The organism is Dyadobacter jiangsuensis (assembly GCF_003014695.1).
Taxonomy (GTDB): Bacteria; Bacteroidota; Bacteroidia; order Cytophagales; family Spirosomataceae; genus Dyadobacter; species Dyadobacter jiangsuensis.
This window is the reverse complement of sequence record NZ_PYAS01000013.1, coordinates 252,995-265,908: the sequence shown is the minus strand read 5'-3', so window position 1 is coordinate 265,908 and position 12,914 is coordinate 252,995. Positions and strand designations below refer to the sequence as shown.

At 45.6% G+C, this 12,914-nt stretch carries 9 protein-coding genes; all 9 read left to right on the top strand.

What is annotated here, in order from left to right:
• Window positions 1-116 precede the first annotated feature (116 nt).
• The 9 genes from CLV60_RS25105 to CLV60_RS25065 all read left to right on the top strand — a co-directional run bounded on the left by CLV60_RS25105 (window position 117) and on the right by CLV60_RS25065 (window position 12,884).
• On the top strand, window positions 117-1,889 hold the full coding sequence (locus tag CLV60_RS25105; RefSeq protein ID WP_106598132.1) for an ABC transporter ATP-binding protein: 1,773 nt from the start codon (window positions 117-119) through the stop codon (window positions 1,887-1,889).
• Window positions 1,890-2,003: 114 nt separating this feature from the next.
• Entirely contained in the window at window positions 2,004-3,416 is a 1,413-nt protein-coding gene (locus CLV60_RS25100; RefSeq protein ID WP_106598131.1) for a capsule assembly Wzi family protein, read from the top strand.
• 98 nt (window positions 3,417-3,514) lie between these two features.
• A complete protein-coding gene (locus tag CLV60_RS25095; RefSeq protein WP_106598130.1) occupies window positions 3,515-4,981 on the top strand; it encodes a capsule assembly Wzi family protein in 1,467 nt (488 codons plus the stop codon).
• Between the two features lie 4 nt (window positions 4,982-4,985).
• Entirely contained in the window at window positions 4,986-5,735 is a 750-nt protein-coding gene (locus CLV60_RS25090; protein ID WP_106598129.1) for a tyrosine-protein phosphatase, read from the top strand.
• A gap of 193 nt (window positions 5,736-5,928) precedes the next feature.
• Entirely contained in the window at window positions 5,929-6,756 is an 828-nt protein-coding gene (locus tag CLV60_RS25085; RefSeq protein WP_106598128.1) for a polysaccharide biosynthesis/export family protein, read from the top strand.
• 52 nt (window positions 6,757-6,808) lie between these two features.
• On the top strand, window positions 6,809-9,175 hold the full coding sequence (locus CLV60_RS25080) for a GumC family protein (protein WP_106598127.1): 2,367 nt from the start codon (window positions 6,809-6,811) through the stop codon (window positions 9,173-9,175).
• A gap of 125 nt (window positions 9,176-9,300) precedes the next feature.
• On the top strand, window positions 9,301-10,587 hold the full coding sequence (locus CLV60_RS25075) for a hypothetical protein (protein ID WP_106598126.1): 1,287 nt from the start codon (window positions 9,301-9,303) through the stop codon (window positions 10,585-10,587).
• Between the two features lie 24 nt (window positions 10,588-10,611).
• The gene (locus CLV60_RS25070; RefSeq protein WP_106598125.1) at window positions 10,612-11,844 is read left to right on the top strand and encodes a lipopolysaccharide biosynthesis protein; all 1,233 of its coding nucleotides are present in this window, start codon (window positions 10,612-10,614) and stop codon (window positions 11,842-11,844) included.
• A complete protein-coding gene (locus CLV60_RS25065) occupies window positions 11,841-12,884 on the top strand; it encodes a polysaccharide pyruvyl transferase family protein (protein ID WP_106598124.1) in 1,044 nt (347 codons plus the stop codon). The genes CLV60_RS25070 and CLV60_RS25065 overlap by 4 nt, the downstream gene beginning before the upstream one ends.
• Window positions 12,885-12,914: the final 30 nt, after the last annotated feature.

Here is a 12,914-nt window from a genome sequence, read left to right as displayed (position 1 = left end):
AAAAACTACTGATTCTTCACACAAAGTTTACCTACCGGAAGGCAACCTTCGAATGCATTTTGGGGTTGTAGTGAGCCGGGGAGCGTTGGGTCGTTCCCGCAACCACTGATTTTTGCATGAAGAATCCCTATTTATCCCTGCTGGCTACGGCCTGGCGCTACGCCCGGCAGCAACGCGGCCGCTACCTGCTCGTGTATGGCATGTTTGTGATGGCCAACCTCGTACTGGCGGCACATCCGCTGCTTTACGGCTGGTTTATCCAATCCATTCAAAAAGATGCAGAAGGCACTTTGCATAATGTGTGGGTGTACGGGGGCGCATATCTGGGCCTGATCCTGCTCGAATGGGCATTCCACGGGCCCGCGCGCGTGATGGAGCGCAAACTAGCCTTCGATTTGAGCCGTAATTTCCTGGATGAGCTCTACCATCAGGCATTGCACCTGCCCATCCGCTGGCACCAGGACCACCACAGCGGTGCGACGATCAACCGCATCCGTAAGGCTTACGAGGCATTGAAGGACTTCTTTCAGAACGGCTTCATGTTTTTGCACGCATTTGCCAAATTCATATTCTCATTCGTCGCCATCATCTGGTTCTCTCCCCTATTCGGCGCGATTGGCGTGCTGATCGGGATGATCAACGTGTATGTGATTTTTAAATTTGATAAACCATTCATTAAAGCACTCGACGAATCAAACGAGAAAGAGCACATTGTTTCCTCTACTTTGTTTGATAGCCTGTCCAATATCATCACAGTCATCACCCTGCGGCTCGAAAAACGGATGAAAATCAGTCTGATGAGCAAAGTTGCCGACGTCTTTCCTCCTTTCCGGCGGTCGGTGTCAATCAATGAGTGGAAATGGTTTGTAGCGAGCGTATTCATTGCCATCATTTATATAGTGGTAACGATCGGCTATGTGTATCAGCACTATGTGCCGGGCGAAGTGTTTCTGGTCGGCGGGTTGGTTACGCTGCTGAGCTATGTCAACCAGTTTACCAGCGTGTTCCAGGACATTGCCTGGCAATACACCGAAATCATTCGCTACAACACTGAGGTACAAACCGCGCGGGCTATCGGCGAGGCTTACCACGAGCACCACCGCATCGACGAAGCCGGCGACCTCCCCGAAAACTGGCGGGTGCTCCATATCAGCAACCTCAATTTTTCCCACGGAGAAGTATACGACGCCGAAAAGCAAGCGCACAGCCTCCATAGCCTGGACATCCGCATCCGCCGCGGCCAGCGCATTGCATTTATCGGCGAGAGCGGAAGCGGTAAAAGCACACTCCTCGCTTTGCTAAGAGGTTTGTACCAACCCGAAAAGGACGTGAAGGTAACCGTCGACGGCCATCATGAAGCCGCTATTGAAATGCTTGCCGACCAGGTAACGCTCTTTCCGCAGGACCCGGAAATTTTTGAAAACACCATTGCCTACAATATTACCCTCGGCCTGCCATTCGAGGAAAGCGACATTATGCAGGTTTGCGAAACCGCACATTTTGCGGAAGTCGTAGACAAGCTGCCCAAAGGGCTTGAATCCAGCATTCAGGAAAAAGGTGTGAACCTCTCGGGTGGGCAGAAGCAGCGTCTCGCGCTTGCACGCGGCATCCTGGCAGCGCGCACCAGCGATATTGTGCTGCTCGACGAGCCTACCAGCAGCATCGACCCTAAGACGGAAGCGGCAATTTATGATAAGATGTTTGCCGAATTCAGCGGCAAAGCCGTGGTATCCACGCTGCACCGCCTGCACTTGCTGACCAAGTTCGATTACGTATATATTCTCCGCGATGGCTACCTGATCGACGAAGGAACGTTTGATCACCTCCATCGCAACAGCCCGGTGTTCCAGGACTTGTGGCAACACCAGGAGACGCTCGCCGGGCGATAAGTCACCTGCTTTAAACTATATTATCATTTAGTAAAATCCTCTATAAAATTAGTTTGACCGCTCATTGAAATGTAACGTTGTTCCCTATATTTGGTTAAGCTCAACGTTATATGCATGAAAATAAGCCTATTACCATTTCTTTTTGTATTATTCTCCCATTTCGCGCTCGCACAGGGATCACTGCTTAAATTAAACCTTGAAGCGCAGGGATCGGTTACCACAGGCAATGTGGTGCCGTTCTGGATGAGGAGCAATCAATACGGAAGTACTCCTTTGGAGGGTGGTTCGGCGAGCTTCATCGTCAGGTCTGAAAAAACATTTGCTCCTTCCCGGGAAAAGTTCTTCGACTGGGGTGCGGGAATCGAGGGTCGGTTGAACGCGGGCAGCAGCGTTAAAGCATTCCTCATTCAGAGCTACGGAAAAATCCGGCTCGGTGCTTTTCAAATTCGGGGCGGCCGTTTTCGTGAATCCATCGGGCTCACCGACACTTTACTAACTTCCGGAAACTTTTCAGTCTCGGGCAACGCCCTGGGCGTGCCCAAAATAGAGCTTTCCGTTCCCGAATTTTACGCCATACCGATACTCAAAAAGTTTATTGCCGTCAAAGGAAGCTATGCACATGGCTGGATGGGCACCCTGGCAATCCACTTTCCCTACCGCCAGGTGGACGAAGCCAAAACATACCTGCATCAAAAATCCCTTTACCTCCGATTCGGTACGCCGACGTCAAAACTTAAAGTTTTTTTGGGGCTGAACGACAATGTGCAGTGGGGAAACAACAAGTCCATATTCTCAAAAAATGAGTTTACCCTGTCGCCTTGGGAAGAATACAGCTATGTTGTACTCAGCAAGCGTTTTGAGTATTCACAGGTCGGAAACCACCTCGGCTCCGTAGATCTGGGCATAACTTATAACACTCCCTCATTGACCATTATGCTCTACCGTCAGAGCTTTTACGACAAAGACGGCCTCAAACACCTCGCCAATGCAGCTGACGGGCTGAACGGGATCAGCTTTACCACCAAAGCACCTGCTGATGAGCAATTTCGGCTGAGGAAGGTGGCATTTGAAACAGTTTATACCAAAGGTCAGGCAGCGGATGCCGTACAGCGGCTTGGGCTGCTGGGCTACGAGGATTATTATAATAATTATATATACCGCAAAGGCTGGTCATATTACGGTAACGTACTCGGAACTCCGCTGATCACCACCACTTTGGACGGAAAGGGCGATCTGCCCAGAAATGAGCGGGAATATTTCATTAACAACCGACTGGTAGCATTTCATGGCGCAGCATCGGCAAGCTCCAAATCATGGTCAACCCTTCTTAAACTAACATACTCAATGAATTACGGGACATTTTCAACCGCAAAAGCGTTCGGTAAACGATCGCAATTTTCCGGTTACCTGGAAGGTCGCAAAGTGTTCAGGCACGATTTTAGTCTGGGATTGGCGGCGGCTCTTGACGCCGGCGATGTATTACCCTCCTCTGTGGGCGTAATCACAAAACTGGCAAAATCATTTTGACGCCAAACGAATTGTTCAAGGAATAATTCAAACTGCATTCCCTCAATGATTGGATAATTGATCGGAGTCAGTAACTTTGCTTGTACTCAACGTAAAACATGAAAAAACTCCTGATTGCACTTTTGTGCACAACACCCCTCCTTAACGCCCAGGCTCAATTTCCATACGTTCGATTTGGTCTGGAAGCCCAGGCCGGCTATACTTCCAATGACCAGGTACCCTTCTGGATGCGTTCCAATCAATTCGGAAGTGTCCCATTGTCAGGAGCTTCGGCCAGCCTGATTGGCAGTGCGCGAGTAGATTACGATACCACCAAGACCAAACTCGTCGACTGGGGAGCATCTCTACAAGTTCGCGGCAACGCCGGAAAGGGTTCCAACCTGACGCTCATTGAAGGCTACGGAAAACTGCGCGCCGGCATATTTCAGCTGCAAGGAGGCCGTATTAAGGAAGTAATGGGATTATCCGACACGTTGCTGACATCAGGAAACTATGCGATATCCGGCAACGCGCTGGGTATTCCCAAGGTTCAGATTTCGATCCCTGAATATTATCCGATCCCGTTTTTGGGACGTTTTGTGGCATTTAAGGGCAACTTCGCCCACGGCTGGGTCGGTAAAACACCCGTGCAATACGGAGACACCAACATGACCACCACGCAATTTCACCAGAAGTCGCTTTACGTGCGACTGGGTAAGCCAACAGCCAGGCTGAAATTGTATGGCGGGTTTAATCACCAGGTGTTTTTTGGGGATGAGAAGTATGTTTGGTCGGAAAGGGGAAATCCCTGGAAACCCTATGATTTATCCGCGTGGGACACCTATCAGCGTGTCGTATTAGGCAGGGTTTGGAATTCCAGTAAGATCGGCAACCATTTGGGCTCTGTCGACTTCGGTGCCGATTATCGGTTTAATAAAATTGAAGTACTTCTGTATCATCAGTTTTTTTACGAAGTTGGTGGGCTTGCACACTTATCGAATATCACCGACGGTTTAACAGGGTTGAGCCTTCGAAACAAACAGCCCAAATCGTCGGGCTTCAGATGGAATAAAGTCCTGGTAGAGTTTCTATTCACCCGAAATCAAGGAGGAGAATCATGGTCCAAGATTACTCCATCGGGTGATGAGGATTACTACAATAACTATCTTTACACCGAAGGCTGGTCCTACAAAAAGGCAGGCCTAGGTACTCCTTTCATCACTTCGAGAACATTGAGTAGAGACGGCCTACCGGTTTATCCACCCGACTACTTTATCAACAACCGCGTTGTGATGATACATTTGGGTGCGGAGCTGGGCCTTGGCGTGTGGAAACTGCTAACTAAATTATCCTATTCGCAGAACTATGGCACCTTCGGAACCCATCCTAACGGCCATACGACAGGAACGATCCATACACCAGCCGTTTATGGCATTTTCCCAAAATTAAGTCAATTTTCGGGATATGCAGAAGTAAACAGACCGATTGGGAAAAATACACATTTGGGATTTATGGGTGCATGGGATCAAGGAAAATTATTAAACAATTCGGGCGGCTTGTTGGTTAAAGTCGCCAAGTATTTCTGACAGCATGTTGAATTGGTTATTTGGAAATCGCGCAGCAAAGCAAGGTCTTAATCTCGGAGGGATTGGAATGGACATTCATTCGCATCTTATCCCGGATATAGACGATGGTGTACAGACGGTTGAAGAATCGCTCGCGATGATCCGAAAAATGGTGGATTTAGGATACACTCACCTGTATACGACGCCCCACATTATTTGGGATTGTTACAGGAATACTCCGGAAATAATATTGTCCGGACTAGAGACAGTACGGGCCGCAGTCCGGGAAGAAGGTCTTCCAATCTCAGTAAATGCTGCCGCCGAATACTTCATTGATGAGCATTTTATGGAGATGCTTCATACAGGCGAACAAATGCTGACACTTCCGGGAAATCGTCTCCTTGTAGAGCTTCCTTACTCCACGCCCCTAATGAATACCTCCGAAACGCTTTTTTTTATTATTGAAAAGGGGTATCAACCCGTTCTGGCTCACCCGGAACGTTATACGTATTTTCACAACGATCTCACGATGTATAAAAAATTGGCAGACGGAGGATGCGAGCTCCAACTGAATATCTTATCTCTAACAGGACACTATGGCCCCGGTGTGAACAAAACTGCTGAATGGCTTTTGGAAAACCGGCTCATTACCTTTCTAGGAACAGACGCACACAAAATGCCACATCTGGACTTAATACAGAAATCAAATAAGAACGGCTGGCTGTCTAGATACTCATTTCAGAATGAAAAACTTGTAGAAATCGCGCACTATTAATTGAATTTATTCTATATTTGTAGTAAATCCCCCCTACAAAGCATTTGGACATTCCCAAGAAGCAAAATTATAGACAATTCAGGAAATTGAACGAGAGTTTACAAGTGACAGAACTTAGCTTGGTAAGCAAAGAAGGAATAAAAGACTACTAATCAAGATTTTAAGAATTTATTTTACTCACCGTTAAATCCATATGAATCTGAAATTCGCGCGAAAAGCATTAGTCCCGCTTACATCACTATCTATTTTTATCGCGATAATCGGAGGAGCCACTTCCTGCGTCTCCACGAAGTCTATTGTATATTTCCAAGGAGACAGCTTACAGTATGCGACCCAGGAAATTAAACAAAAATATGTCCCCACAATCCAACCCAATGATTTGTTATCAATTGTTGTGGGAAGCTTGAATGCAGAGGCTAACGAGGTTTTCAATACACCGAATACATTCACAACCGCTAGCACTAACTACTCCACCACGGGCGGTGGCGCTAGGACCCAGCCACTGGGTTACCTTGTTGATGCAGATGGGTCAATTGAAATACCGCTCGTAGGAAAATTGAAGGTTACAGGACTCCGAACAACTGACGCTGCAGATACGATTCGCCTGCGGCTGAGAAACTTTCTTAAAGAGCCATCTGTAATCGTACGCAACCTCAACTTCAAGGTTTCCGTGCTGGGGGAAATCGCCCGTCCATCGGTTTACGTAATCCCTGATGAAAAAATCTCCCTCCCGGAAGTTCTTAGTCTAGCCGGAGACCTAACTATCTATGGCAAAAGAGATAACATACTAGTGATTCGGGAAGAAGACGGAAAGAGAGAATATGCGAGAATCGATCTCACGTCCCGCGACATTTTCACCTCTCCATTTTACTACGTTCACAAAAATGATATAATATATGTGGAGCCTATCAAGACAAGGATCAATGCAACAGACAGGAATGTACAACTTGTGCCAATTGTGACATCAATCGTCGCTGCGGTTGGTACTCTGGGAATTCTTATTTTGAATTTCACAAAATAGACCAAACTCAACAGATCGTTAATGCTCTTACGGGCAACATATACTCAATGTTATGACCAATCAAAATAACCAGCACCTCGACTTGGGAGATCACGAAGAGGAATTTAACCTCAACGAGCATGTACAAAGATATTTGCGGTACTGGTATCTCTTTCCTGTCTTTCTTTTTCTTGCGCTCACAGCTGCATTTTTTTACTTGCAGGTGACTCCGCCGATCTACAGTACCAAGACTTCGATCTTGATTAAAGACGAAAATAAGGGGCTTAGTGGTACACAAGGAGATATACTTTCTGAATTAAGTTCTCAATTCGGAGGCAACAAATTGGTTGAGAATGAATTGGAGATCATCAGGTCCCAGACTTTGATGGAGCAGGTGATCAAAGAACTGAACCTAGATGTCTCTTATAAGGCAAAGGATGGTTTGAAAAAGATCAGTCTTTACAAAACAAGCCCTGTAATCATCAAGCCAGAGGTTATTACACCTTTGGCGTACAAGGAGCCGTTGGTGATCCACCTGGTAGACAGCACACACTTTCGCTTCAATGACGAGGACAGAGTCTTTGCTTTCAACCAACGCTTTAACAACGCTTGGGGGGCCTTTGTAGTTACTAAGGGTGTACCTTCAGAATATACCGATATTACGGTTGTCTTTACTGAGGTAAAAAATTTGGCGGAGATCATGCTGAAATCACTGTCGGTCGAGCAACCTAATGTAAAAAGTACAGTGCTCGAACTAACATTTGAAGACTCACATGTTCAACGCTCCAAAGATGTTCTGAATAAATTGCTGGACGTATACGTCCAATCGTCTCTTAGCGATAAAAACAGCGAAGCCAGTAACACGCTTAAATTCATCGAAAACCGACTCGGACTTATTACCGGAGAGCTGGGAGACGTCGAGAAAGACGTAGAATCCTACAAAACGAATCAGGGAATTACCGACATCAGTGCGGAATCTCAACTGTTCCTAGAGAACATCAAAGAGAACGACACTAAGCTGAATGAAGTTAATACAAAAATCAGCATTCTAGAAAGTGTCGACAACTACATCCAGAATGCCGGTGAAGGTGCCGTGGCACCCGCCACATATATGATAGACGACCCGGTCCTGGTTTCCCTTCTTACTAAATTCAACGAACTTGAATTACAACGGGAGCGCTATGCCAGGACAACCTCGCCTAACAACCCTCTGCTTGAAACTATCAATACTCAGCTCGCAGGAACTCGTCAGTCGATCAGGGAAAACGTTCAAAACCTTAGAAGGGGAATGGCAGTGACAAAGAAAAACCTGGAAGGCATCAATACCAGGTTTTCGGCAGGCCTGCGCAGCATTCCGAAAAAAGAAAGGGAGTTCGTAGGTATCAAACGTCAGCAATCAATCAAGGAAGAGCTTTACCTCTATCTATTGCAGAAGCGAGAAGAAACGGCTCTCGCATATGCCTCAACAGTCACCGACAGTAGACTCATTGATGCCCCCATTGCAACCTTTAATCCAATCAAACCCAAAAAAGCACTCGTTTGGCTTGGAGCAGGCGTCGGAGGTTTGGTCGTGCCAGTTTTACTTATCAATCTACTTTTGCTACTTAACAACACAGTTCAGAGAAGAGAAGAGATCGAAAAAGTGACTCACTCGGCAATTCTTGGAGAAATCGGCCAGATGAAAGCCGGACAGCCAGGTGAAGATGCCATTATTAAAATGACAAGCAGAAGTGCTGTTGCCGAACAGTTCCGTGCGCTTCGAACAAACTTACAGTACCTGGGTGATGGCACGTGTCGGGTGATCATGTTTACCTCATCCATCGGAGGTGAGGGTAAAAGTTTTGTGAGTATAAACCTGGCAGCTAGCTTGGCATACTCGGATAAACGAGTATTGCTCATTGGGCTCGATCTTCGCAAGCCCACCCTTCATGATCGCCTAATGGTCCCCAACAAATTTGGGATTTCTAACTGCCTGATCGGTCAAGGCCACTATGAAGACTTCATTCAGTCCACTGGAGTCCATCCCAAATTCGACGTTTTAACCAGTGGACCTATCCCTCCTAACCCGTCGGAGCTTCTAAGTAATGGCAAGCTGCCGATTTTACTGGCAGACCTTCGTCAAAAATACGATTACATCCTGATTGATTCCCCTCCATACGGGCTCGTTACTGACTCGGCATTGATCGCCGAACATGCAGATGCAACGCTCTACATTGTCCGCTTTAACTATACGATTATTGATCATTTGAAGCGCATCGGAGAGCTGCAAAGAACCAAACGATTTACCAATCTCTCCATCATTTTCAATGGTGTTAATTATGGTGTTGGTTACGGTTATGGCTATGGCTATGGTGGCTATGGGTACGGCTACTACGACGATGAAAACAGCGGTCGCTCCAATGTCGAGTCGAAGCTTAAGAAAATGATTAGCAAAATATAACAGCAAATCGGTTACTGGCTTAATCATCCCGTAGCCGATTGCTTAAAAATACTCAACGTTATAAATGCCAATGTTGCTGCCAGGATAACAATTCTCAGACGCCACCTTGGTTCAAGCCAGACATAATGAAGCTATCCAAATCTGATATAATCACCTATGCAGGGCTGATTTTTATTTTGGTTGCGTCTTTTTCCAACCTTTTAAATTCGCTCAGTCTCAGGTCCGTTGGAAAAATCCTTCAAGTGGGCGGTGCTGCTCTATATATTCTGGCGATCGTATCGTTTAAACGCAGAGATACGAAAAGACAGAAGGTAGTAACCTTGACCAAATGGATGCTTCTCTACCTGACGCTTCGGTTTATAATCGATATCACGCTTATACAGGCGTGGGATCCCTCTCTGGTAGTAATCTGCTACACCCAGCTGTTGTTTATCTACTTTTGGATTTATTGCGCGTTTCAAACTCCGGATCATATCCTGGGGACCTTGTTAAAATTCATCGAAAAAATCTTCTTAGCGGGCCTAGTTTTCGCCGTAATAGAGTATTTTATTCCATTTTCGCTCAAATACGTAATTTTCAGTAGGCTATTTGGAGGAAGTATTCCTGGAAACTACTATACTCGTGATGTTTTCTCGGTCAATTCTCTAAGACTTGGATCTTTCTACCTGTCACCTCTGACATTCGCCTTTACCTGTCTTTTCCTATTTTGTTATTATCAAGTCGGTAAACGTCAGCCCGTAAAATGGGGTATCACTGCTGTTGTTACGTTGCTGGCCAAAACCAAGACCTCTTTGTTCGGATCACTGATATTTCTACTAGGCAACTACGCAAAGTATGTAAACCAAGTATTGATTATCGCATCGCTCGTTTTCATATTTGCCTTGCCAATTATGTACGATGGATGGACATTTTACTACGGTTTCGACAATACTCCTTTCAAATCCACTGCCAACCATATATCAGGGCTTGTTTTTGGCATCAGGTCTGCATTGGAAGACCCATTTTGGGGTAATGGCCTGGGTACTGCCGGATATGTAGCCTACCTGGAAACGCTTGCCAGCCGGATTTCACCCTCCCCGTTTAGAACAGGAGAAGCATCTCTCTACCAAAATGGAAACGAGAGCTTGCTTGGAGTAATAGGCTATCAAATGGGAGGGATATTTCTCATTTGTCATGTTCTGCTTTTCGTGTTGATTTTTCAAATGCACATGAAACGCAAAAACTACGTGATTGCTTCGTTTATCTTGATCACAATTCTGTTCCAGGCATTTACTGAATCCTCGTTTACGATTCTCGTGTCGGTATGCCAAGCTTTTCTAATGGCTAAGTCATTGTCGCCGGTCCCTAAACAATCATCTGGGCGAGGTCCGGTTGATACACCTGTGGACTCCCGAGTGCTTGAATCCGTTTAAGAACACGTAATCACTTATTGCCAAATGTTTAAAAACAAAATTATTCGGGTACTGATTTCCGGGTTCGGCGCAGCAGGGGCAACCTTCTTGCTTCAAGTGGTCATAAGTCACCATTTGACTATCTCTGATTTTGGTAAATATGCCGCATCAAATTCCATGCTGTCTATCATTGGGCCACTGGCTGGAATGGGGGCATCCGGCCTTTTCCTTAGAAAAGCATGTGTTAATCCCTCACAAGTCAACTCACTGGCCTCTCTTGCCTCTTTATCACTTCTGATAACGACTTCCCTTGCAATAGCCCTGAGTACTATCGTTTTTGTCAATTCAGATATCGGGGTTCTCGTGGCTATCTGCTTTGCAACCTATTACGTGCCTCAAACTGTGCAGTACATCTCGGTTGCCTACGCCCAGTTTGAAGAAGAATTTAACAGCGTGTCTATCCTCCAAAGCCTTTTACCGATGGTTAGGTTAATAGTAGTGGCTGCATCAACGGTCATAATGGCGATTAATTTGACTAATCTAGCATTGGCACTCTGTCTCTCGCACTTATGTGCTTTTATCCTTTTAGCGGGTGCGCACAAAAGAAGTAAACCAAAATACTTGCTGAATTTCTCTGTTAAGTTCAAAGAGCTTGTCCAGTATCTAAGGGAATCCGTCAATTATTCTTTCAACGGCACACTCAATATTGCACAGATTCAAATTTCGACGGTATTTTCAATTTATCTGTTTGGTTCGACAGCCTCGGCCGTATATAGTGCAGCTAACACGATTCTGGCGGCCTGTTACATATTACCTAATACAATATTCGGGACCTACTTCCTACCCAAATATCATAAACTCACACCGAGTCACTCCTCTTATATGATTCCGATCCGACATGCGATCGCGTCTTTCGCAGGTGGGTTGCTAGTCGCTCTCGGTCTTTTCGTTTCAGCCGATTTAATCATCGGAAGCATTTATCCCAAAGATTTTGGTGCCGCAACTGTGATCTTACGCACCCTGGCATGTAGTCTGCCCTTCAGGTTCTTCTCGACGGCATTGGGCGCTGCGATACTCTCAGAACAAAGCATTGGAAAGAAGTTGATGGCCTCAGTAGGATCAATCCTGTTTCAAGCAGCGTTTGTATACTGTTTTCGCAGCTACGGAATTAGTGCAATCGCATGCAGCTACATTTTTAGCGAATTATTAGTAGCAGGATTGTACTATACTATTTATACAAACCATTTCAGAAGTCTTAAAATCACTGTTGCGGAATGAAACTCTCGCTTATCGGATACTATGGCGGCAATTTTGGCGATCTGCTCATGCTGTCGACACTTATTGATTATTACAAGACCAAATTTTCCAAAATCACCATTTTTACATATGGAGATAAGGACACGTTGGATCAGGCAATAGACTTTCAGCGCAAGAATATTCACCTCGAAACCTTCTCATTGCTAAGGACCTCTATTAACCAGTTTCAATCGCAGGTAAAGGGCTCTAGTGCGATCATTTGGGGAGGAGGGACTTGCTTTATGGACCAGGGAGGCACGGGGGGAATTAAGTACATGGCCCTCGCTAAACTCTCAGGAATTCCAGTTTACTACATGGGCATCGGGATTGATACAGCTAACAAATTACAAACCAAGATGTTTATAAAATTAGCTGGGATGATTTCAAACCGGATCTTTCTGCGAGACCATAAGTCTATTGGTATCGCAAAAGAACTCAAAGTCCCAAACGATAAACTGGGATTTGTTCCTGACATTGCCTTCCTTCAAGCAACGAATGAAACACCCCGGGTTTTCGAGGAGGATTACATCGTTTTTAGTTGCCGGGATCTTACCGAATATAAAAATCTGAATAATAACGAGGTAAATGGAAAGCTGGCGGAGTTAACTGTAAGTCTATGCAAAAGCTTGAAAATCCATAACGTGGTCAATCTTATTTGCGATTCAGAGACCGATCTCGAACAGGCGCAGCGTTGCGATGAGATATTTATCCAAAATGGCCTAAAAACTAAGAAGATACTGGGATATGAACTTGATGCAGCCGTTTCATCTATTAAAAACGCGAAGTTCGTCCTTACTGCTCGGCTACATCCTGCGGTACTCGCGCAATCCAGTAAAGTGAGGTATGCCATTTATAATTACTCCGATAAAAACCTAAAATTCACAGAGGAAGAAAACGAAGCAAAACGATTAATCAACAGGCATCACATTGATGATTACACTTTTGACTTCCAGGCAATCCCAACCGATCATTCGGATGGCAAAAAAGAAGACATTCTTGCAGTGCTTGGTGAGGTAGCTTAGTAAAGCAATACCTTTTAATCGCCCTTGATC